The sequence below is a fragment of the Thalassotalea psychrophila genome (assembly GCF_031583595.1).
In the GTDB taxonomy this organism is placed as follows: Bacteria; Pseudomonadota; Gammaproteobacteria; order Enterobacterales; family Alteromonadaceae; genus Thalassotalea_A; species Thalassotalea_A psychrophila.
The window spans coordinates 707,326-731,101 of the sequence record NZ_CP134145.1; the positions used below are offsets into that span (position 1 = coordinate 707,326).

The 23,776-nt window shown below is 38.0% G+C and carries 22 protein-coding genes; 11 read left to right on the forward strand and 11 right to left on the reverse strand.

The window, feature by feature from the left end; all coding sequences use genetic code 11:
• Positions 1-55: 55 nt before the first annotated feature.
• The 7 genes from murG to lpxC all read left to right on the forward strand — a co-directional run bounded on the left by murG (position 56) and on the right by lpxC (position 8,024).
• The gene (murG, locus tag RGQ13_RS03040) at positions 56-1,132 is read left to right on the forward strand and encodes an undecaprenyldiphospho-muramoylpentapeptide beta-N-acetylglucosaminyltransferase (RefSeq protein ID WP_348392083.1); all 1,077 of its coding nucleotides are present in this window, start codon (positions 56-58) and stop codon (positions 1,130-1,132) included.
• The gene (murC, locus tag RGQ13_RS03045) at positions 1,132-2,574 is read left to right on the forward strand and encodes a UDP-N-acetylmuramate--L-alanine ligase (protein ID WP_348392084.1); all 1,443 of its coding nucleotides are present in this window, start codon (positions 1,132-1,134) and stop codon (positions 2,572-2,574) included. The genes murG and murC overlap by 1 nt, the downstream gene beginning before the upstream one ends.
• Entirely contained in the window at positions 2,567-3,523 is a 957-nt protein-coding gene (locus RGQ13_RS03050) for a D-alanine--D-alanine ligase (RefSeq protein ID WP_348392085.1), read from the forward strand. Before murC ends, RGQ13_RS03050 begins: the two co-directional genes overlap by 8 nt.
• A 16-nt stretch (positions 3,524-3,539) precedes the next feature.
• Positions 3,540-4,328, forward strand: a complete 789-nt coding sequence (locus RGQ13_RS03055) for a cell division protein FtsQ/DivIB (RefSeq protein ID WP_348392086.1) — start codon at positions 3,540-3,542, stop codon at positions 4,326-4,328.
• Complete coding sequence (gene ftsA, locus RGQ13_RS03060) at positions 4,321-5,556, forward strand: cell division protein FtsA (protein WP_348392087.1); 1,236 nt, start codon at positions 4,321-4,323, stop codon at positions 5,554-5,556. Before RGQ13_RS03055 ends, ftsA begins: the two co-directional genes overlap by 8 nt.
• A 75-nt stretch (positions 5,557-5,631) precedes the next feature.
• On the forward strand, positions 5,632-6,786 hold the full coding sequence (ftsZ, locus tag RGQ13_RS03065; protein WP_348392088.1) for a cell division protein FtsZ: 1,155 nt from the start codon (positions 5,632-5,634) through the stop codon (positions 6,784-6,786).
• A 326-nt stretch (positions 6,787-7,112) separates the two neighbouring features.
• Positions 7,113-8,024 (forward strand): UDP-3-O-acyl-N-acetylglucosamine deacetylase, encoded by a 912-nt coding sequence (gene lpxC, locus RGQ13_RS03070; protein ID WP_348392089.1) that lies wholly within the window; start codon positions 7,113-7,115, stop codon positions 8,022-8,024.
• Between the two features lie 218 nt (positions 8,025-8,242).
• Here the strand turns inward: lpxC and RGQ13_RS03075 are convergent, their stop codons facing one another.
• Entirely contained in the window at positions 8,243-8,701 is a 459-nt protein-coding gene (locus tag RGQ13_RS03075; RefSeq protein ID WP_348392090.1) for a DUF721 domain-containing protein, read from the reverse strand.
• A gap of 52 nt (positions 8,702-8,753) precedes the next feature.
• Between RGQ13_RS03075 and RGQ13_RS03080 the strand changes: the two genes are divergently transcribed.
• From RGQ13_RS03080 to mutT, 3 genes are all read left to right on the forward strand, one after another.
• Positions 8,754-9,650, forward strand: coding sequence for a M23 family metallopeptidase (locus tag RGQ13_RS03080; protein WP_348392091.1), 897 nt, complete (start codon positions 8,754-8,756; stop codon positions 9,648-9,650).
• An 89-nt stretch (positions 9,651-9,739) separates the two neighbouring features.
• A complete protein-coding gene (gene secA / locus RGQ13_RS03085) occupies positions 9,740-12,421 on the forward strand; it encodes a preprotein translocase subunit SecA (protein ID WP_348392092.1) in 2,682 nt (893 codons plus the stop codon).
• Positions 12,422-12,645: 224 nt separating this feature from the next.
• Positions 12,646-13,050 (forward strand): 8-oxo-dGTP diphosphatase MutT, encoded by a 405-nt coding sequence (gene mutT, locus RGQ13_RS03090; RefSeq protein ID WP_348392093.1) that lies wholly within the window; start codon positions 12,646-12,648, stop codon positions 13,048-13,050.
• 202 nt (positions 13,051-13,252) lie between these two features.
• Here the strand turns inward: mutT and RGQ13_RS03095 are convergent, their stop codons facing one another.
• A complete protein-coding gene (locus RGQ13_RS03095; RefSeq protein WP_348392094.1) occupies positions 13,253-13,783 on the reverse strand; it encodes a DUF3465 domain-containing protein in 531 nt (176 codons plus the stop codon).
• Between the two features lie 122 nt (positions 13,784-13,905).
• Positions 13,906-14,142 (reverse strand): DNA gyrase inhibitor YacG, encoded by a 237-nt coding sequence (gene yacG, locus RGQ13_RS03100; protein ID WP_348392095.1) that lies wholly within the window; start codon positions 14,140-14,142, stop codon positions 13,906-13,908.
• A 72-nt stretch (positions 14,143-14,214) separates the two neighbouring features.
• Here yacG and RGQ13_RS03105 point away from each other — a divergent pair, with 72 nt between their 5' ends.
• Positions 14,215-15,900 (forward strand): PglL family O-oligosaccharyltransferase, encoded by a 1,686-nt coding sequence (locus tag RGQ13_RS03105; RefSeq protein WP_348392096.1) that lies wholly within the window; start codon positions 14,215-14,217, stop codon positions 15,898-15,900.
• A 1-nt stretch (position 15,901) separates the two neighbouring features.
• Here RGQ13_RS03105 and zapD read toward each other — a convergent pair whose 3' ends face one another.
• From zapD to RGQ13_RS03145, 8 genes are all read right to left on the reverse strand, one after another.
• Positions 15,902-16,648, reverse strand: coding sequence for a cell division protein ZapD (zapD, locus tag RGQ13_RS03110; RefSeq protein WP_348392097.1), 747 nt, complete (start codon positions 16,646-16,648; stop codon positions 15,902-15,904).
• A 110-nt stretch (positions 16,649-16,758) separates the two neighbouring features.
• Complete coding sequence (gene coaE / locus RGQ13_RS03115; RefSeq protein ID WP_348392098.1) at positions 16,759-17,364, reverse strand: dephospho-CoA kinase; 606 nt, start codon at positions 17,362-17,364, stop codon at positions 16,759-16,761.
• A 163-nt stretch (positions 17,365-17,527) separates the two neighbouring features.
• Entirely contained in the window at positions 17,528-18,415 is an 888-nt protein-coding gene (locus RGQ13_RS03120) for a prepilin peptidase (protein WP_348392099.1), read from the reverse strand.
• 133 nt (positions 18,416-18,548) lie between these two features.
• Positions 18,549-19,796, reverse strand: a complete 1,248-nt coding sequence (locus RGQ13_RS03125; protein WP_348392100.1) for a type II secretion system F family protein — start codon at positions 19,794-19,796, stop codon at positions 18,549-18,551.
• Positions 19,797-19,833: 37 nt separating this feature from the next.
• Entirely contained in the window at positions 19,834-21,531 is a 1,698-nt protein-coding gene (gene pilB / locus RGQ13_RS03130; protein WP_348392101.1) for a type IV-A pilus assembly ATPase PilB, read from the reverse strand.
• Positions 21,532-21,675: 144 nt separating this feature from the next.
• The gene (locus RGQ13_RS03135) at positions 21,676-22,047 is read right to left on the reverse strand and encodes a pilin (RefSeq protein WP_348392102.1); all 372 of its coding nucleotides are present in this window, start codon (positions 22,045-22,047) and stop codon (positions 21,676-21,678) included.
• Positions 22,048-22,259: 212 nt separating this feature from the next.
• Positions 22,260-23,153, reverse strand: a complete 894-nt coding sequence (gene nadC, locus RGQ13_RS03140; protein WP_348392103.1) for a carboxylating nicotinate-nucleotide diphosphorylase — start codon at positions 23,151-23,153, stop codon at positions 22,260-22,262.
• On the reverse strand, positions 23,153-23,680 hold the full coding sequence (locus RGQ13_RS03145; RefSeq protein WP_348392104.1) for a retropepsin-like aspartic protease family protein: 528 nt from the start codon (positions 23,678-23,680) through the stop codon (positions 23,153-23,155). Before RGQ13_RS03145 ends, nadC begins: the two co-directional genes overlap by 1 nt.
• Positions 23,681-23,776 lie beyond the last annotated feature (96 nt).

A 23,776-nucleotide genomic window follows, 5' to 3' on the forward strand; every position in this document is an offset into this window, starting at 1 on the left:
TTCCTGCGCTTTTTGTCGCCGAAAATTTACAAGTCTTTAATGGAGGGCGTAAGTAGTGTCTAAACGTCCTACTATTTTAGTGATGGCAGGTGGAACAGGGGGGCATATCTTTCCTGGGCTTGCTGTTGCTGAAAATTTACAAGCACAAGGTTGGCATGTGCATTGGCTTGGTACGAGTGATCGTATGGAAGCACAAGTGATCCCGGCTAATGGTATTGATATTTCATTTATTAATATTGCTGGTTTACGCGGCAAAGGTATTAAGTCTTGGTTAACTATGCCGTTTAAAGTGCTGCAATCGGTTTTTCAATCATTAAAAGTACTTAAACAAGTGCAACCTGATGTGGTTTTAGGTATGGGCGGCTATGCAAGTGCTCCAGGTGGATTAGCTGCTTGGTTAAAACGTGTTCCGCTAGTTTTACATGAACAAAATGCGGTTGCAGGTATGTCGAATCGCTATTTGGCAAAAATTGCCACGAAAGTGTTAAGTGCGTTTCCAAACGCATTTGCGTTGCCTGTTACTAGTACTGTCGTTGGTAACCCTGTGCGTAGTGATATTAGTAAATTAAATACTAGCGAAGAACGAGAAATCACTAAAAAAGTATTGGTAGTTGGCGGCAGTTTAGGGGCAAAAATTTTGAACGATACCGTGCCGCAAGCAATAAGCCAAATTAAGCTACAAGACATTGATGTTTGGCATCAAACTGGTAGTGGTAATAGCGCAGCAATTACAGCTTCATACGAAGACTACGGCGTAAATAAAGATAAAGTAAAAGTAACTGATTTTATCGATGAAATGTCGGTTGCTTATGATTGGGCTGATTTGGTCATTTGTCGTGCTGGTGCATTGACTGTTTCGGAGCTTGCGATGGCAGGCAAGCCGGCTATATTTGTTCCACTACCGCATGCTGTGGATGATCATCAAACAAAAAATGCTGAGTACCTGGTAAAACAAGGTGGCGCGAAGTTAATGCCACAAGATAAGTTTAACGCTACTGTGCTGGCGCAAAAATTAAATTTATTGTTTAGCTCAGATATGGCGCTACGCAATATGGCGAAAGCGAGTAAATCCGCTTCTACTCCCAATGCTACCCAAGTGGTTGCTGATATTTGTAAGGCATTGGTGAAATAATGAATGAATTAACTATGAAAATTCCAGAAATGCGTCGTGTAAAAGTTATCCATTTTGTTGGCATCGGTGGTGCTGGTATGGGTGGTATTGCTGAAGTTTTATTAAATGAAGGTTACAACGTAACCGGTTCAGACATCAGTGTTAACCCTGTTGTTAATCGACTGACTAAACTTGGCGCTAACATTACTATCGGCCATAAACCTGAAAATATTCAAGGCGCAAGTGTAATTGTTGTATCTACTGCAATTAACAAGAAAAATGTTGAGTTAATAACCGCACAAGAGCGACGAATTCCAGTGGTACGTCGCGCTGAGATGTTAGCTGAGCTTATGCGCTTTAGACACGGTATCGCGATTGCAGGTACTCATGGCAAAACTACTACGACGAGCTTAATCGCCAGCATTATGGCTGAAGGTGATCTTGACCCTACTTTTGTTATTGGTGGTTTGTTAAATAGCGCTGGTACTAATGCTCGTTTAGGTAAAAGTCGTTATTTAGTCGCTGAAGCAGATGAAAGTGATGCGTCATTTTTGCATCTGCAACCGATGGTGTCAGTAGTAACCAATATCGATGCTGATCATATGGAAACTTATGACGGCGATTTTGAAAAGTTAAAAGATACCTATATCGAATTTTTACATAACCTGCCATTTTATGGTTTAGCCGTTATGTGTATTGATAATCCTGTAGTTCGTGAATTACTACCAAAAATTGGTCGCCAAATTACTACCTACGGCTTCAGCCAAGACGCAGATGTTAGAGGAATTGATTATCAACAAAGCGGTGAAGTAAGTAAATTTATTGTGCAACGCGCAAATAAAGACGACTTAGCTATCACCTTGAACTTGCCTGGCTTGCATAATGTTGCTAATGCCTTAGCAGCTATAACTGTGGCTACTGATGAAGGTGTAAGTGATACCGCGATTGTTGCTGCACTTGCTAAATTTGAAGGAATAGGTCGTCGTTTTGAGCATTTAACCACGTTAACACCACAACAGGGAGATATTACCGTAATTGATGATTATGGTCATCACCCAAGTGAAGTGGCAGCAACCATTAAAGCTATGCGTACTGGTTGGCCAGAACGTCGTTTAGTGATGATGTTTCAACCACATCGTTATTCACGTACCCGTGATTTATATGAAGACTTTGTTGAAGTGCTAAGCGAAGTAGACTCATTAGTTCTTCTTGATGTGTATTCTGCTGGCGAAGACCCTATAACAAATGCCGACTCGAAAGCATTAGCTCGAAGCATACGCTTACGTGGCAGTGTTGAGCCAATTTACGTGAGCTCTACTGAGCAACTTCCTGAAATTATGGAATCAATCCTGAACGACGGTGACATGTTAATTACTCAAGGTGCCGGTAATATTGGTGCAATTGCAAGAGAGTTAATAACCGCGAAAAGATTGAATTTAAGAAAAGGAGCTATTAATGACTGATCAATTAATTGATCTAGCTTCTTTAAAGCAAGAAACCATAGCAGTGTTATTTGGTGGTGACAGTGCCGAGCGTGAAGTATCACTAAGCTCTGGAACTGCAATTACAGAAGGTTTAATAAACGCAGGCTTTAAGGTAAAAGCTATCGATACTCAAGGTTTCGACTTAGCTAACTTGAAAACCGAAAACATAGACCGAGTGTTTATCGCTTTACATGGCCGCGGTGGTGAAGACGGTTGTATTCAAGGAGCACTTGAATACTTAAGTATCCCTTATACCGGCTCAGGTGTTTTGGGCTCAGCATTATCAATGGATAAAGTTAGAAGCAAGCAAGTTTTCAAAGCAATGAATTTGCCAACTGCTGATTTTGCCGTAGTTAACGAAGAAGACTTTAATGCCAATACTGCTGAGATGGTTTTAAACCAACTTGGTAACAAGGTAATGGTTAAACCAGCTAACGAAGGCTCAAGCATTGGTATGGCTATTGCCAACGATGTTGATGAATTAAACGCGGCGTTATTAGATGCCTTTAAATATGATCAGCAAATACTTGTTGAAGCTTGGTTAAGCGGTGCGGAATTTACTGTTGCCATTTTAGGCGATGAAGCGCTGCCGGCAATTTCAATGGTTACTCCACATGAGTTTTATGATTACCAAGCAAAGTATCAAAGTCATAGTACTCAGTATTTATGTCCTTGCGGCTTAGATGCTGACCTTGAAAATGAATTAAAAGTCATTTCGTTAAAAGCATTTAAAGCAACGGGCGCAAAAGGTTGGGGCCGAGTGGATTTAATGCAAGATGACCAGGGCAACTTCAACTTATTAGAAGTTAATACGGTACCAGGTATGACCGTGACATCTTTAGTACCCAAAGCAGCGAAAGTTGCTGGCTTAAGCTTCGAGCAATTAGTAACTCGGGTATTACAACTTAGTGACACTAACAAGGGTTAATTGGTAAATATAAAAGATGAATAAGCAAACACAACTTGATTTAAAAAACGCACCCTGGACCTTTTGGTCTGGGTTTAGTTTTTTTATTCTAGTTTGTTTGTTTATCATGATTGGTAGCTATTACCTGTTCGATTCAATGCTTGAAGATGAAGCTGCGCCAGTTTCATCACTGGTAATTAAAGGGAATATTCCCTACACCAAAAATGAAGAGATTGTCGCGGTGTTAAAGCAAAATACGCTTGGCAATTTTTTTCAGTTAGATGTTAATAATATCCAACAAAACTTAGAAAGTTTACCTTGGGTTTATTCTGCGTCAGTACGTAAACAATGGCCTAATGAAGTTCGCGTTTATGTAATAGACCAAACACCAGTTGCACAATGGAATGATGATTTTTTTATTAATGAACATGGCGTTATTTTTCAAGCAGATAAAAGTAGAGTGCAAAATAAATTGCCAAAATTATTTGGCCCTGAAGGCAGTGAAGTACTGGCTTTACAAAATTATAGAAATTTGAATAATTTGTTAACTTACATTCAAGTTGGCATTGATGAATTAGTACTAACAGAGCGTCATGCTTGGCAATTAACGTTAGCTGATGGCGTCTTTCTTGATTTAGGTCGAGAAGATAGAGTGACAAGAGTGCAGCGCTTTATGGAAGCTTACGAGCAGATAAAAGCGTATGCAAAAAAAGATATGCAAGTTGACTATGTTGACTTGCGCTATGACACCGGAATGGCTGTAGGCTGGAAACCAGTGTTGGTTGATGATTTAAAACAATTACAAGAGCAAAAAACAAATGCCTAAAGCCATAGAAAGAAATTTAGTTGTTGGCCTAGATATAGGAACATCGAAAATCGTTGCCGTAGTCGGTGAAGTAACGCCTGATGATGAATTAAGTATTATCGGTGTAGGTCATCATGCAGCACGAGGTATGGATAAAGGCGGAGTTAACGATCTTAATTTGGTAATTCAGTCTATCCAACGAGCGGTAAATGAAGCTGAATTGATGGCTGATTGCCGTATTGGCTCTGTCTATTTGGGTATATCGGGTAAGCATGTTAGCTGTCAAAACGAAAATGGCATGGTGCCAATTAACGACCATGAAGTGATGCAAGAGGACGTTGATAATGTAATACATACAGCTCGTTCAGTGCCTATGTCAGCAGAGCGACGTATGTTGCATGTGTTACCGCAAGAATACAGTGTCGACGTGCAAGAAGGTATTAAGAGTCCTATTGGTATGTCTGGTGTGCGTATGGAAGCTAAAGTTCATATCGTAACGTGTGCTAACGACATGGCTAAAAACATTGTTAAATGTGTAGAGCGCTGTGATTTAACTGCTGATCAATTAATTTTCTCAGCATTAGCGTCAAGCTATTCAATATTAACTGATGATGAAAAAGAATTAGGTGTATGTGTAGTAGACATGGGCGCCGGCACAATGGATATTTCTATCTTTACAGGTGGAGCATTGCGTCATAGTGCCGTTATCCCTGTTGGTGGTAATCAGGTAACTAACGATATTGCGAAAATATTTAGAACACCACTTAGCCATGCTGAAGACATTAAAGTGCAATATGCATGCGCTCTTCGACAAATGGTAAGTATGGAAGAAAATATTGAAGTGCCAAGTGTTGGTGGTCGCCCTGCAAGAAGCATGTCACGTCATACTTTAGCTGAAGTAGTAGAGCCACGTTATCACGAGTTATTTGAGTTGATCCAAGAAGAGATTAAAGATAGCGGCTTAGAAGATCAAATTGCTGCGGGCATCGTACTAACCGGTGGTACAGCAAAAATGGAAGGCGTTACTGAGTTTGCAGAAGAAGTTTTCCAAATGCCAGTGCGCATAGGTAGCCCATTGGATATTCAAGGTTTAAGTGATTATGTAAACGATCCAAGCTACAGCACGGTTATAGGTTTATTGAAATACGGCATTGAAGCAAGTGCTGAAGGTACAACAAATTCAACAGCGGGTGAGGGCGTAGTGAGCGCACTTACTCGGATGAAAAACTGGTTTAAGGGACAATTTTAGCATTTAGCTAAAACTTAAAAATAAAAACAATTTTTTTTGGTGGAACAAAAAATACAATAGAACGGAGAGAAAATTATGTTTGAATTAATGGAAGACCACAACGAAGAAGCGGTGATTAAAGTCATCGGAGTTGGCGGTGGTGGCGGTAACGCAGTAGAACACATGGTGTCACAAACCATAGAAGGTGTTGAGTTTATTACAGCCAATACTGACTCACAGGCACTACGTAACTCATCTGCTAACGTAACGTTGCAAATGGGCTGTGACGTGACTAAAGGTTTAGGTGCTGGCGCCAACCCTGAAATTGGTCGCAAAAGTGCTGAAGAAGATAGAGAGACAATTCGTCAAACTCTTCAAGGCTCTGACATGATCTTTATCGCAGCTGGTATGGGCGGTGGTACAGGTACTGGTGCTGCACCCGTAGTTGCTGAAATTGCCAAAGAAATGGGTATTTTAACGGTTGCAGTAGTAACCAAACCTTTCCCATTTGAAGGAAAAAAACGGATGAACTATGCCGACCAAGGCATTGAGTTCTTACAAAATAATGTTGATTCATTAATTACTATTCCTAACGAAAAACTGTTAAAAGTATTAGGCCCTGGTACTAGTTTATTAGATGCGTTTAAAGCAGCTAATAATGTTTTACTTGGTGCGGTACAAGGTATTGCTGAGTTAATTACTCGTCCAGGTTTAATCAATGTCGATTTCGCCGATGTACGTACAGTAATGTCTGAAATGGGTACTGCAATGATGGGATCTGGCCAAGCATCTGGTGAAGATCGTGCTGAAGAAGCGGCAGAAGCTGCTATTTCTAGTCCACTACTTGAAGATGTAGATTTAGCTGGTGCTCGTGGTATCTTAGTAAACATAACTGCTGGTATGGATATCTCAATTGATGAGTTTGAAACAGTAGGTAATGCAGTCAAAGCATTTGCATCAGAAAATGCTACCGTGGTAGTAGGTGCAGTAATTGACCCTGAAATGACTGAAGAGTTGCGCGTAACTGTTGTTGCAACAGGTATTGGCCAACAAAACAAACCTGAAATTTCAATTGTACCACCAATGCAAAAGCCTGAGCCTATGGTAGTAAACGCAAGCTACGCGCCATCTCCTGAGCCTGAAATTGCTAATAACACGTACAATGAAACTAACACTGCGCCGCAAACGGCACCTGCAGTAGAAACTGATTACCTAGATATTCCTGCATTTTTACGAAAGCAGGCTGACTAGAATCTTTAGGAACTAGGAACTAGGAACTAAGGGCTAAGAGCAAAAACTGATCAATCGTTCCTTCACTCTTTCCTGAATTTACTTCAGGTTCTATGTAAGGTCTGTTCAGCTGTTGTTCAGGTTTAAAGTGGTAAGTTAATTGAAGGTTTTAAGTTTAATAATTGCTGTTTAATTACAACTAGTTACAAGTGGTAATAAGTTGTTAGCAAATTTTAGGCCAAAACCGTTATCTTTTGACTACAAAGGCAAATTTTGCTATATTACGCGTCCACTAAATTAACAAATTGTTAATTGTGTCGGTTGGAACGCAAGATTTAAGGCGAATTATGATTAAACAACGTACTCTCAAACAAAGCGTAAATGCTACTGGTGTTGGTTTACATAAAGGTGAAAAGGTGCAGATTACTCTCCGTCCTGCGCCTGCAAACACGGGAATAGTATTCCGTCGTGTTGACCTAGAACCTATGGTAGATATTCAGGCTACACCTGAAGCTGTGGGCGAAACTACGTTGTGTACATGTTTAGTGAATGAGCAAGGTGTTCAAGTATCCACCGTTGAACACCTGTTAGCCGCAGTAGCTGGCTTAGGTATTGATAACTTAGTCGTAGAAGTAGATTCTCCTGAGATCCCAATTATGGATGGTAGTGCCTTACCATTCGTATATTTGATCCAATCAGTTGGAATTGAAGAGCAAAACGTCGCTAAGAAATTTTTACGCATAACTAAAAAAATTCGTGTTGAAGAAGGTGATAAGTGGGCTGAATTATGTCCACATGAAGGTTTCAAAGTTAACTTTGCTATCGACTTCGAACATCCGGTAATTGCTAATACTACACAGAATATGAGCATGGATTTATCTGCTAACTCTTTTATCAAAGAAATTAGCCGCGCTCGTACCTTTGGTTTCATGAAAGACATTGAGTTTTTACGTTCACATAACCTAGCACTAGGCGGTAGCTTAGAAAACGCTATCGTACTTGATGAATATCGTATGCTTAATAGTGAAGAGCTTCGCTATGATGATGAATTTGTTAAGCATAAAATATTAGATGCAATCGGCGACCTTTATATGGGCGGTGTTAGTATCTTAGGTGAGCTAAACTCATATAAATCAGGCCATGGCTTAAACAACATGTTGTTACGCGAAGTATTCAAACAAGTTGAAAGTTGGGAATGGGTAACGTATGAAGACGAACGCCCTTCACCGATAGCTTATCAAGATGCTGTTGTAGCGTAAGCGATAAAGAAATTAAATTCATAGAAAGCAGAACTTAGTTCTGCTTTTTTTTTACTTCAAGGATGATGGAATGCAAACTGCCATGGATGGCTTTAAGTTTGTAGATAATTTACAAACGAGAAACGAGAAACGAGAAACGAGAAGTTGAGTAAGCATCAGTTCCATGGTTGGTCCGAATTTATTCGGACGTAATCCCTAAAGGGCTAATTTATTATGACTTACTTTTTCCCATGCTTAGCCAACCGCAATAAAACTTCTTTTAAACCAGGAGGTGCATTCTCGGCAACTTCATAAATATGCTCAGCAGTTTCTTTTGACATACTTTTATTTGGTTTTACTGGCTCTTTCACTATTTCACGTCTATTGCCGTGCGGATTTATCTTTATTTCTATGCGTCGAAAAATTCCTTGGGTTTGCAATGCCAGTTGTTGTGATATATTGTTACGCTCGAACTGTAGACGTTGTCCCCAAACCGGAGATTTTGCTTCTATTACGACTAGATCTTGTCGGCAATTGGCTATTTGCCAAGCATTCTCTGGTAGATCAGGGCATATTTGTCGTATAATGTCGTCCAGGATTTTAAAAGATTGCGCTTTAGTAGAGAAATCAGCCATTGTACCACTGGCTTTTTCAAGCAAGCTGTTTAAGTCTTGAGGGGCTTTTACAATGCGTTTCATTAACCGGTTTACCTTGAGCGATTATCATTTCTAAACAGAAATAAGTATTTAAATGAGTTTAACACTATTATACCGCGGACAAAATGTCCGTTTTTCATTAAAGCTAAGTAAACCAAGATGGCTCGCCATTGTTGGTGGCTTTGCTGTGGTGTCAGGCTTTATTATTCATGCGGTTATGAAATCTGAAGATGTACCTGAACACTTGATGTCGGCTACGCAGCCGGTACAGCCGGTACCTAATACGACTAATGACAAACAAATTGTAGCTTTAAGTGCAAAAATTGCCGAGTTGCAATCGCATGTATTACGCCTAAATGCTTTGGGAGAACGCTTAGCTGAAGAAGCTGATATTCCTAAAGAAGAATTTAATATGGTGGCACTGCCTTCTTCGGGTGGGCCGTTACATCAAGAAGTGTTAACCAGTGATTTTTCAATGACTGACTTGACAAATCAGCTGAATAATTTGAATCACAGTCTAATTCAAAAAGAAAATCAGCTTAACCTACTTGAATCTTTAGCATTGGGTCACCATATCGAAAATATGAGTTACTTATCCGGACGTCCAATTGGCAAAGGCTGGTTGTCGTCATATTACGGAGTTCGTAAAGACCCATTCACTGGTAAACCTACAAAACATAAAGGTGTAGACTTTGCTGGTAAAGAAAATGCTGAAATTTATGCCACCGGCTCAGGCGTTGTTAGTTATGCTGGCGAACGTTGGGGCTATGGAAACTTGGTAGAAATTGATCACGGCACTGGTTATAAAACTAGATATGCACACAATAAGTCGCATCTAGTAAAAATTGGTGATGTGGTGAGTAAAGGGCAAGCAATTGCTAAAATGGGTAGTACAGGTCGTTCAACTGGCCCGCACGTTCATTACGAAATCCTGCGTAACGATAAACAAATAAATCCAACTAAATACGTTTATCGCAAGCCTAAAACTTAAGTAAATAACTCTCGTAATTCTTTGATTCAGTCTCTGACTGATTTTTTTTTATCGCCTAAAATATAATTGGCAAAATTGGTTTAAATAAAATGTTTGTAAATATAATGAGAAAGCTGTTTGGTAGTCGTAATGACCGACTTCTAAAGCAAATGAACAAAGAAGTATTAAAAATTAACGCCCTAGAAGAAACAACAAAAGCGTTAAGTGATGATGATTTAAAAGCCAAAACAACTGAGTTTAAAGAGCGAGTTGCCAATGGCGAAACGTTAAACAACATTTTACCTGAAGCATTTGCAGTAGTACGTGAAGCCAGTGTTCGTGTATTTGGCATGCGTCACTTCGATGTACAAATGATCGGTGGCATGGTGTTACATCACGGTAAAATTGCCGAGATGCGTACCGGTGAAGGTAAAACTTTAACCGCAACATTACCAAGCTACTTAAACGGCCTTACCGATAAAGGTGTTCACGTAATTACCGTGAATGATTACCTAGCCACACGTGATGCTGACTGGGCCCGTCCATTATTTGAATTCTTAGGTATGACTGTTGGTTGTAACATTCCAAATATGGCACCTGAAGAAAAGCAAGCGGCATATAATTGCGATGTAACTTACGGTACCAATAACGAATTTGGTTTCGATTATCTACGTGACAACATGGCGTTCTCTCCACAGCAACGTGCGCAACGTCCATTACATTTTGCGGTAATCGATGAGGTGGATTCAATTCTGATTGATGAAGCACGTACACCACTTGTTATTTCAGGACAAGCCGAAGACAGCTCCGAGCTATATCGTTTAATCGACTCTATGGTGCCGATGCTTGAACAACAAGAAGCAGAAGATGAAGAAGGTGTCGAAAGTACCGGTGATTTCACCATTGATGAAAAGTCAAAGCAAGTATACCTAACTGAGCGTGGTCAAGTTCGCGTAGAAGAAATCTTAAAAGAACGTGGCATGCTAGACGAGCACGATTCTTTATATGGTGCATCAAGTATCGCTTTATTACACCATGTTATGGCGGCGCTTCGCGCACATAAATTATTCCAAAAAGACGTTGACTATATCGTTAAAGAAGGCGAAATAGTTATTGTTGATGAACACACCGGCCGTACTATGGAAGGTCGTCGTTGGTCTGAAGGTTTACATCAAGCAGTAGAAGCTAAAGAAAATGTAAACATTCAAAACGAAAACCAAACACTTGCTTCTATCACATTCCAGAATTTCTTCCGTTTATACGAGAAGTTATCAGGTATGACAGGTACAGCTGATACAGAAGCATTCGAATTTAATCATATTTATGGCTTAGAAACAGTTGTTATCCCGACGAACCGCCCTATGGTTCGTAAAGATATGGCTGACTTAATCTACTTAACACAAGAAGAAAAATACGAAGCCGTAATTACCGATATTAAAGATTGTGTAGAACGTGGCCAGCCAACACTTGTTGGTACAATCAGTATAGAAACCTCTGAATTTTTATCAGACATTCTTCGTAAAGCAAAAATTAAGCATAAAGTACTTAATGCTAAATTTCATGCTGAGGAAGCCGAAATTGTTGCTAATGCCGGTAAACTCGGCGCGGTAACTATCGCAACTAACATGGCCGGTCGTGGTACCGATATCGTCTTAGGTGGTAACTTAGGCGCAGATCTTGCTAAATTGCAAAATCCGTCAGAAGATCAAATTGCTAAAGCTACAGCCGAGTGGCAAGAAAACCATGAACAAGTTGTTGCGGCAGGTGGTTTACACATTGTTGCTACCGAGCGTCATGAATCTCGTCGTATCGATAACCAATTACGTGGTCGTTCAGGGCGTCAAGGTGACCCAGGCTCAACACGTTTCTACTTATCTATGGAAGATGGCTTGATGCGTATCTTCGCCTCAGAGCGTATTGCTAACATGATGCGTAAATTAGGTATGGAACACGGTGAAGCGATTGAACACCCTTGGGTAACTAAATCGATCGAAAACGCCCAACGTAAAGTTGAAGGTCGTAACTTTGACGTTCGTAAGCAATTGCTTGAATACGATGATGTTGCCAACGATCAACGTAAAGTAATTTACGAACAACGTAACGAACTTTTAGATGAAGGTGATATTGGCGATACTATTGCTGCAGTACGTGGCGACGTGATCAACGGTATGATTGATGCGCATATTCCACAACAATCACTTGAAGAAATGTGGGATGTTCCAGCTCTTGAAGAACAACTTAAAGGTGAGTTAACTTTAGATCTTCCGCTAGTTAAATGGTTAGAAGATGACGATAAGTTAAACGAAGACTCATTGCGTGAACGTATTTTAGCGGAAGTTGAAACTGCCTACGCTGAAAAAGAAGCACAAGTTGGCCCAGACGTTTTACGTCAGTTTGAAAAAGCAATTATGCTACAAACACTTGATGGTTTATGGAAAGAGCACTTAGCGGCGATGGATCATTTACGTCAAGGTATTCATTTACGCGGTTACGCACAAAAGAACCCGAAACAAGAATACAAAAAAGAGTCATTCGAGTTATTCTCAAACATGCTTGATAACTTAAAATATGACGTAGTAAGCGTTTTATCTAAAGTTCGCATTCAACAAGAATCAGATGTTGAAGCGGTAGAAGAGCAAACGCGTAAAAACGAAGATGCACCTAAGCAATACACGCATGAATCAAGTGGCCAAGCAACACAAGAAAACGAAGTTGCACGTGTTGGCCGCAACGAGCCATGCCCATGTGGCTCAGGTAAAAAATACAAACAATGTCACGGTAAATTAAGCTAAGAAGTTTAGCTGAATGGATATTGATAAAGCCCTAATTGATGAAGTCAATTAGGGCTTTTTTGATTGAAGGATGAATTAACTTAGAATTGCCAGGGATGGCTTAAATTCTGTTATCATTGACGAGAAATGAAGAGCGTGACGTAACTCTGATCCATTAAACATCATTGCGGCGCAGGTCGTAATCTTATATTCTTCCATCAATATAAAAATCTAGAAACACAACAATGACAAAAAGAGTCCACGTCGCCGTAGGCGTAATATACAAAGACCAAAAATTCTTCCTCACAAAACGCCTTGAACACACCCATCAAGGTGGTAAATGGGAATTCCCTGGTGGTAAGGTGGAAAATAATGAAACTGTGCATGAAGCGCTGCACAGAGAGCTTAAAGAAGAAATCGCAATTGATACTCTCGCGATGCAACCACTCATTGAAATAAGCCATGACTACAGCGATAAGCAGGTATTACTCGAAGTGTTTTTAGTTGACCAATTTTTAGGAGAGCCAACAGCTCAAGAAGGACAACAACAAGGCTGGTTTAAAAAAGAAGAACTAATAAGCATCGACTTCCCAAAAGCCAATACGCCAATAGTAGAAAAATTGATGTTATTGAATTTAGCCAAAATTTAAATGTATGGTTGGCTCGAATTTATTCGAGCGTTATCGCGATAGCGACATTTAAAGGCAAACTTAGTCAAACTTTCCTGCGGAAATAACGTCCTAATAATTTAGGACCAACAAAACTGCAGACCTTCACTGTTAGTTATGATTCCCCTGAATTCGAAGGTGACGCCCTTAGTCCTTGACCCCTAAACCCCTTATTCCTATTTCCTTAATTGTAAGTAAGCCCAACATATTTCAAATACCCATCCGGATGTTGTCCATTAGGATCTTTATGGGTCCAATGCACCACACCACCTTTATCATTCCATTCATACACCCCATAAAAGCCAATATCGTCACCTTCACGTAAAGAATTTACTCTTGAGCCGATATCAATATTATGAGCGACTAATACTGTTTGATTATTTTTAAGCCGTACAATAAAGCGCTGATGACGAGAGCCTTCATTATCATCGGGTAACATTCTTACCACACGACCAGAACCACGTACCTGAACGTTTGATAATTGATTGTCAGACAAATGTGTAATCTTTTCGAGGTCGGTTAGCTTAGATAAATCAACATCACGCTTAAATTCCATGTTTTGATCAAATGCATTAGCGAGCATATCGTCTGTAGATTCTAAAACGATTGGTTGTATATTAGATAGATTTGGATCTTCAGCTTTAGGAAAAAGCACATTGAAATAAACGTATACACCAACAAAGGCTAAAAGAATAATGGTAAGTAAGTTTTTCATAATCCGTGAAATTATTATTTTGTCCAAGATAAAATAATTATGCCCTATTTATAATGGCCATTTCAAGTGATTGAAAAATAGGATTTTAAGAAGGACAAAATAAAATGAGAAAACAAATTTAATTATTCAGATTCAACAAAAAACTTATTGTTTTGTAAAAACTCATCTTCAAGCGCATCCAACATTTCTTCAGATAAAGGCTGTGCACCTTGCGCTGGCTGAGAAATCTTATGACCTTCACTTGCCCACTCACCTAAGTCAATTAGCTGACAACGTTTAGAACAAAATGGACGAAATTCAGACTCATTGCACCAAACAACTTCACTTTGGCAATTAGGGCATTTAACTTTTGTAGTCATTTATTTTCCAGTAACTAATATATTTAAGGTATTATCAATAAAAATAATTATAACAACAATTCGAGTCTTAGTTTGCAATTTAATTTTCATAAAGCATATCAATTAACACTATTATTTTTCACTATTATTGGTATGCATGTAGTTACCTTTATGCCAAGAGGCAGTGGATTATACGTTTCTTCAAATATGATTGGTTGGGGGGTAGTTTCTTTATTAATCTCTTATGGCTTTTGGTATGTATATAAAAATAAAGCGATTACTTACTCAAAACTGTCTTTGTATGTTGTCTCTGGTGTTCTACTTTTAATTTTACCTGTTACTTATTCTAATTCATCTCTAGATAACTTTTTACCTAGATTGATTGCTCTGATTGCAGGAGTCTTATTTTTATTTAGCCTTTATCAATGTAAATTTGGTTTAACAGATAGAGTAAAAATACTGAATATATTTTTAATTGGAATTCTTATAGAGGGTATCTTAGGTTTTTTACAGTTCTTTGTGTTTAACTTTTTAGAGTGGGATTTTGGTTATTATGACTTATTAAACTTACGTCCTTCGGGAGTATTTAGGCAGCCCAATATTATGGCTAGCTTTATGGCTTCGGGTATAGTTATTTCTTTGTTCTTACTTTATAAGGAAATTAATAATTTAAATAAAAAAATTCTTTATATTTATTATTCTGTTTTATTTATCTGTTCTACGATTCTCTTAATTTTACAATCTAAAACTGGCTATTTAGGTTTGTTGCTTTCCTTACTTCTGTTAATTCCTGTTATATTCAAACACTTTAATAGAGTAAAGGTAGGTATCATTTTTATTCTTCTAGGTCTTATTTGGGGTATTATTTCTTTAAATATTATCAAAGGAGTAGAACGAGGAGAAAAGCTTTATACTGATGGCGGTATTAGACTAGATATAATTAATGTTGGATTTGATATATTTGAAAAAAGTCCTTTGCTAGGGCATGGATACGGTAACTTTGAAAGAGTATATAGAAGTGCTCATATTAAAAAAATGAAAACAGAGGAGTCACTTGGTGAGCCTCTTGAAAATCTTCATCATCCCCATAATGAAATTTTATTTTGGGGAATAGAAGGGGGAATCGTAGCTTTATTCGGACTTTTAATTTTAATCATTGGTTTCATACAGATATTTCCCCGAAATATGCTAAGAGAAAATTCCGCTCTTTTAAGCCTATTAGTCCCAATTTTATTGCATACTCAATTCGAGTACCCTTTCTATACTTCATTGATTCATTTACTACTATTTATTACTTTAATTTGGTATATCGATGAGTCACTAAACAATTCGAGGGAGAAAAATATTGGAAAAAATGAAGCTACTAAATATATAGGAATATTGATTCCTATATTAGTAATTCCATTTATGGTTTCAGGTTTGCATACGATGAAATCAATGTCAGATTTTCATGAAAGCAAATACAAAGATGTCCAATACTTGTTGAATGTAAAAAATGACCTCATTTGGCATGACTACATAAGTAGAATTTATCAAAATATATATTTCAATAAAGGAATGAAAACGGGTGATGTTGACTCATTGACTTCCTACATAGTCTGGGGACTTAATTATGTTGAAACTAAACCAAGAGTAAAAATTTACGATAACATGATCAAGTCCATACAGTTAATTGAAAGCAAAGGTAATGAATATAATTATGAAACAAAAGTGAAAATTTTTACAGATGCTAAGTTAATGTACCCTAAAGTTTTTACATATAAAATTGTTAAAGGTTAGACTAACATTTAGCCAAGTTGAAATGCACAGTGTCAGTGATATATTGCTGGCCTTTACTTTCACACAGCTCCATAAAACGTATTGAATATCGGTATCTATTGCCACTTACCGATGGGAAATAATCTACTCCATCGGGTAATTTAATACGTAACAATAATAGCCCTTCACCGTTATCTTGGTAAAAGCTGTTACTGGCTTCAATTTCTAAAAAACTAGATTTTTGACGGATGAATTTTAAAATCATTAGCAACGCTTGTTCGACTTTACCTAACGCACCTAACCATCTATCAACATCTTGTTGAATAAAAATAGGTGGTTGATTTAGCCAATATACAAGAGCAGGTAAATCAAAACCACAATAAGCCCCTTGGAGGGTAAAACGCTTACGCATGCCGTCCAAAAATTTATCATCTTTCAAACTCGACCATAAAGGCTGTTTAGAACGAAGGCTTGTCGTTAACGACTTAGTTTGTTCAAGGTTCAGTTGTAATGCTTTTGAATTTACATCAGGTGATTTTGACCAAACAATTAAATTCTGTTCAAGCTTTTCCAAATCCTTAATAACATCACCGCGTAAATCGGTTCTATCTAATGTATCTAAAATGGCAAATAAAGCATTAAAAAATAAGGTATGACTTGACGAAAATTCTTGGGCCAGACACGAACGTGCCTGAACAAATAATTGCTCAAGTTTCAAATAGTTACGAATCCGTTCGTTTAGAGGGTGTTCATAAAGAATTTCAGTCATGTTTTTATAATTTTTGTTCTGATCTTTCTATACTAACCAGAGATTTAGCGAAAGGCTATTATTTTTTTTGAGTATGATTGGCGAGACATCAGTCTTTTGTTTTTAGCGTGCTAGCCAACAACTAATTTTAAAAACTCTCTATGCAGCAATTCTATCTGCTCTTTTAATTCATCAATAGAGCAATCATCATTATTAATCACATAATTTGCATGGGCTAGTCTTTCATCACGAGATATTTGCGCTTCTAGAATTTTTTGAGCCTGTTCAGCAGTATTATTATCTCGATTTACTGTTCTAGTAATTTGAGTTTCTGGCTTAACATCGACTACCAACACTTTATCAACAGTATTATTAATACCATTTTCTATGAGCAAAGGGGCAACAAGAAAGCAATAAGGACTTTTAGCAAGGCTGCATTGCTCTGTCATAGTATTTCGAATAAGGGGGTGTAAAAGGGCATTTAGCCAGGTTTTATCAGCTTCATTAGCAAATACTCTATGTCGTAACTTGCTTCTGTCTAAATGGCCATCAGCAAGAATAAAATCAGGGCCAAAATGTTCTGCAATTTTGACTAGTGCAGGAGTACCAGGTTCAACAGCTTCGCGAGCAACTAAATCGGCATCAATAATATCGATACCGTATTCTGCAAATATATCTGCGACAGTAGTTTTACCACTACCAATACCGCCGGTTAAACCTATTACTAACTTTGACATTCGACTTCCGTCATTCCTCTTTTTCTCGTCATCACCGCGGAGACTGAGATCTAAAAAACTAGACACTTCCTAAACTCGTTTCAGGATCTCATCAATTGGGCAAATCACTGGATATTCTTTAACGTCCGATTAAAATCGGACCAACCAGCGCTACGATAAATTTTTACGCGAGCATCCCCAAATACCAAACCCATATACCTTCACCCCATAATGCTGTGATCCAACCGGCGATAGCCAAATATGGGCCAAAAGGGATCGGTTTAGAGCTTTCATGATTTCTAAATACCATCAAGCTTATGCCAATAATTGCACCAACCAAAGAAGCCATAAGTATTAATAATGGAAGTAATTGCCATCCAAACCAAGCACCGAATACAGCAAATAGTTTAAAGTCGCCATACCCCATTCCTTCCTTGCCTGTAATTAGTTTAAACAACCAGAATATGCACCATAAACTCATGTAGCCAACAATGGCACCAATAACTGCTTGGTCAATAGACACAAACACATCATTCAAACCAAGAATCAAGCCAAGCCAGACAAGAGGTAAAGTAATTTGATCAGGCAATATCATCTTATCAACATCAATCATAGTTAATGCAATAAGTGCCCAAGTCAATATCAGCATAAACAATGCTTGCCAAGTAACATCAAAATACACACCGATAACTAACGAGGTAATTCCAGTAACCGTTTCAATTATGGGATAGCGTGCAGATATAGGGTTGGTACACGAAGAGCATTTGCCCTTTAAAAATAACCAAGAAAGAACAGGGATATTTTCCCAAACTTTAATTTTATGGCCACATTTAGGGCAGGTAGAAGCCGGTTTAGATAGTGTTAGTTCTTCAAGCTTTGCTAACTCTTTGGCCGGCTTTAATTCATCGTCTAAAAATTCACGGCATTCACATCGCCATTCGTTTTCAAGCATTTTAGGTAAACGATAAATTACTACATTTAAAAAACTACCAATCACCAAACCTAAAATGGTAATAGTTACATAAAATATTATTGGGAAGTGCTCAAATAGAGCGATTACGTCTGAAAACACAGATAGACCTTATTATTATTTTATTTTTTGTGATAACAAAGCTAACAAGTCACACTCATTAGCTTATAATTAATAGTTCCTAGTTCCTAGTTCCTAGTTCCTAGTTCCTAGTTCCTAGTTCCTAGTTCCTAGCCTAAATAATTGAACCCATAGCGAATATTGGTAAGTACATGGCAATAATTAACCCTCCAATAACTACACCTAACACCGCCATAATTAAAGGTTCTAATAAAGCCGTTAAGTTATCAACAGCATCATCAACTTCTTGTTCATAAATTGTAGCTACTTTAGCTAGCATATCATCAAGAGCTCCTGACTCTTCGCCGATAGCGACCATTTGTATAACCATATCGGGGAAAGTTGGCACGTTACGCATAGCTAAATTCATCTGCATACCAGAGGTGACTTCGGCACGAATTTCATTAATGCCATCTCGATAAACAGCATTTCCTGATGCTCCTGCAGCTGAGGCTAAAGCATCTATTAAAGGAACACCTGCAGCAAAGGTTGTAGATAAAGTTCTTGCAAAACGAGCAATTGCCGCTTTATCTAGAATTGCACCCACAACAGGTAATTTTAATATGATTCTATCAACTTTATCTCTATAGTCTTGGCTTTTTAGGTGAGTCTGTTTGTGAAGGTAACCTGTAGCAAATAATGCCGCTAATGCCACCCACCAATAGGCAACCATAAAATCAGATATTCCAAGTACGAATAAGGTAAACCCAGGTAATTCTGCGCCAAACCCTTCAAAAATTTCAGCAAATGTTGGTACAACAAAAATTAACAATATAGAAGTAACGATTGAAGCTATAACTAAAATTGCAATAGGATAAGTCATTGCTTTCTTAATTTTGGATTTAAGAATTTCGGCTTTTTCTTTATAAATAGCAATACGATCGAAAATTGTTTCTAAGGCACCTGACTGCTCGCCTGACTCAACTAAATCACAATATAAGTCATCAAAATATTTTCGATGCTCTCTTAAGCACTCTGATAATGGCAAGCCTGATTGAACTTTATTTCCTATATCCCCAAGCAATTTTCTTATATTGCCGTTTGGATTCCCTTTACCTATCATTTCAATGCTTTGTACCAGAGGTACACCAGCACCAAGCATTGTTGCTATCTGTCTAGTAATAACAGCAATATCCATAGGCTTTATAGCTTTATCACCACTCATTCCAAGGAAGGGTTTAGGCTTTTTCTTAGTTTTTAGGGGAGTTATGCCTTGTTTTCTGAGCTGTGCTTTCAGCTCCATTAAGTTTGTTGCTGATAGTTCACCCTTAATTTTTTTACCCTTACGGTTCATTCCTTCCCAAAGAAACACTTCAACGGGTTTTGGTTTAACTACCTTATGTTGAGCACTTGCAATAGCCATAGGTTTTCCTATCTTTTTGTTATTTTAATTTTTCTGCCTAAGCAGTAACTCGATTTACTTCAGATAAACTAGTAACACCAGATTTTGCTTTTAATAAAGCTGATTGCCTTAAGTTATTATAGCCTTCACTTTGTGCCTGGTTGGCGATATCTAATGAATTTCCACCTTCCATTATGATGCTGGCAGTTTCTTCACTTATCTTCATAACTTCGTAAATACCAACACGGCCTTTATAGCCCTTAGTGCACTCTTCACAACCTACCGGCTTAAATATTTTTAGCCCGGACACTTCTGTCGACTCAAAGCCAAATTCTATTAATGCGTGTTCGGTAATATCATCCTCAACTTTACAATGATTACATAAACGACGAGCAAGACGTTGAGCAATAATTAATGTTACAGAACTAGCAACGTTGTATGAAGGAACGCCCATGTTTAATAAACGTGTAAGGGTTTCTGCTGCAGAGTTGGTATGTAATGTAGATAAAACCAAGTGACCCGTTTGCGCGGCTTTAATCGCAATTTCAGCAGTTTCTAAATCTCGTATTTCACCAACCATAACAATATCTGGATCTTGACGTAAAAAGGATTTTAGTGCACTAGAAAAGTCTAACCCTGCTCGGTTATTAATTTGTACCTGGTTTACCCCTTCAAGGTTAATTTCTACAGGGTCTTCTGCGGTAGATATATTTCGTTCTTCGGTATTTAAAATATTTAAACCGGTATAAAGTGATACCGTTTTACCTGAACCTGTTGGGCCAGTAACTAAAATCATACCTTGAGGTTTAGATAAAGCATCCATATAAAGCGCTTTCTGTTCATCCTCGTAACCGAGTATATCAATGCCTAATTTGGCACTAGATGAATCAAGGATACGCATAACTACTTTCTCACCCCACATAGTCGGTAGGGTAGATACACGAAAATCAATTGATTTTTTCTTAGAAACAGCAAGCTTAATACGCCCATCTTGTGGCACTCGTCTTTCAGCAATATCAAGTTTAGACATAACTTTTAAACGGGCAGTCATTCTGCTTGCAAGGTTCACCGGAGGCGTAGCAACTTCAGTTAAAATTCCATCGACGCGAAAACGGATTCTAAATTTATGTTCAAAAGGTTCAAAGTGGAGATCTGAAGCGCCTTTTTTAATCGCATCTAAGAGAATTTTATTAATATAGACAACAATTGGGGCATCATTTGAACCGTCAGAATCGTCTTCTTCTTTTTTATCTTCTGCGACGTCAAGGTCGCCTAATTCTTCTTGATCAAGATCAGTAATATCTAAAGCAGAATTTTCATCTTCTAATAATTGCTCGATTGTAGCATGGAGGTTTTTTTCATCAGATAATACCATCTCAGTATTAAAACCTGTATTGAACTGAAATTCTTCTAAAGCATCTATATTGGTAGGATCTGATACAGCAATAAATAATATTCCGCCTCTAAGGTATAAGGGCAAAGCATTATGTTTTTGAATTAATTTTTCATTTCGTAAGCCGTCAGGAATAGCATTTAAATCGATCTTTTTAAGATCTATTAATGAATAACCAAAACTCTTAGAAAGAACCTTTGATAAATGTATCGGGCAGACATCAGTTTTGTTTACTAAATAGCTAATAATTGATTGTTTTTGTTTTTGGCTAACAGAAAATACATCAGCCGCTTTTTCTTTCGTGATAACTTCATTACGAACTAAAGCAGATAATAGGCTAGATTGTCTATGGATCCCTTTCATACATTATTTCTATTTATTATTTTAAATTTATATTGCCAGTTTACCCTTTTAAAATAATTTTTAAAGGCATTAAATTACATATACAAAAAAAGCTAGCAATAAAATTGCTAGCTTTTTAGCTATTAACAAATAAATGCTTATTTATTAATAATCACAACCTTTAACTTGTACAGTTGAAGGTGAGTGAGAACAAGCCCATGTGATTTGGTTTGAGCTGGTAGTTGGCGCTAATAAAACAGTCTCGCCATCATATACGCTTGATATAGTACCACCAGAACAACTCACTCCAGTAGCATCTGAAGGTACACCAGCACAAGATAAAGAGCCATCCACTGAAAAGCTTTCAGTTACAACCATTTTGTATCCTGCGGCGGAAGCAATAGCGTTAGTGATTTTAGCTTTATCTGTGTAATCTTTGTACGCAGGTAACGCGATAGCTGCAAGAATACCGATGATCGCAACAACGATCATTAATTCGATTAGGGTAAAACCCTGGCTTGATTTCATGTTTTTCATAGTATTAATTCCATTAATTAATTAATTGTTATTATGGGGGCTAAAGTAAATATGTAACACATAGTTACAAAAGTAAAATGTTTTTTGCTTAAAATAGGCTGTTTTCGGCAATTATTTGCCTGTTTGTGCAGTTTTTCGGCGATTGTTTGCCGGAGAGGGTGCTAATGGATTCCCGAACGAGCCGGGAATGACATTGAATGGGGGGTACTTAATTACGCAAAACGCATCGATAAATCAATTGCTTGTACATGCTTGGTTAATGCACCTACTGAAATAAAATCTACTTTAGCTGCTGTGTATTCTTTTAGTATTTCAATGGTCATGTTGCCAGAGACTTCTAGTTTGGCTTTGCCTCTTGTAAGACTTACTGCAGTTTCAATCATCTCTGTGCTGAAGTTATCTAGCATGATGATGTCTGCACCTGCTTCTAGGGCTTGAGTTAGCTCATCTAAGCTTTCGACTTCAACTTCTACAGTTTTACCAGGGTGGTTTTGTTTTGCCGTTGTTACTGCATTATTAATACCGCCACAAGCGTTTACGTGGTTTTCTTTTATTAAGAACGCATCAAAAAGGCCAATTCTGTGGTTGTGACCACCACCGCAAGTTACTGCATATTTTTGCGCGCTGCGCATACCGGGAATAGTTTTTCGGGTATCTAGTAGTTTCGTTTCGCTACCTTCTAACTCTTTTACGTATTGGCTAGTAAGCGTTGCTGTGCCTGATAAGCTTTGTAAAAAATTAAGTGCTGTACGTTCACCTGTTAATAATAAACGTGCATTACCGTTTAATTCAAAAAGGGTGGTATTAGCTTTAACAGTTTGCCCGTCATTAACAAACCAGGTGATTTCGGTGTGTTCATTTGCTGAGGAATCTAACTGTTTAAATACTTCATTTACCCAAGCAACACCTGAAATAACACAGTCTTCTCTACAAATTACTGTCGCTATGGCTTTATGATTAGCTGGAATTAAACATGCAGTAATATCGTCTTCTGCTTTTGGTTGAACACCAGGTGCGGCACCTAAATCTTCAGCCAGTGCCCACGTTACAGTAGATTTAATGTCATTTTGTAGTTCAGGGCTAATTTGAAGATCAAGATTGTGCATTAGTATTCTCTTTGTTCAGTTAAATAAAGGTATTGTCCAGATTGACGAAATTCTACTTGTTTTAAGGCGCTCATGCCTAATAATATTTCGTTTGTATTCATACCTGGATTTATATTTGCCGCGACATTATACAGAATAATATTACCAATACTCAATTGATCTATTTGAGTTTGATATACCTTTACTCGCCCATTGGCGGTTTGCACATAATGATTACCTAAATTAGGCAGGTTGAGTTTATCGGCTAACTTTGCTGGAATTGAAACATTGGTCGCGCCTGTATCTAGCAGAAACACAACACCTTCATTATTGATTGTACCTGCCGAAACATAGTGGCCGTATTTGTTTCTTTTAAGAGTAACTTCTGCTAACCCATCACTGGTTAGTCCAACTTGTGGAACTGCATTCGGGTTTTGTTGTTTGTCTAAAAAACCTTGGAAGGCCCATACTAAAAGTGCAAAAAATATGATCCAGGCAATCCACATCATGCCTTTGCCCATTTTTACGGTGTCGTCTGTTTTGTGCATGCTGTTAGTTTGCTCTTTTAAATAGATTGCGGCCTGCGCCACAATGACGTTAATGTAAGTATAGCCACAGTTTAATGCTGTTCGTCTTTCTGACGG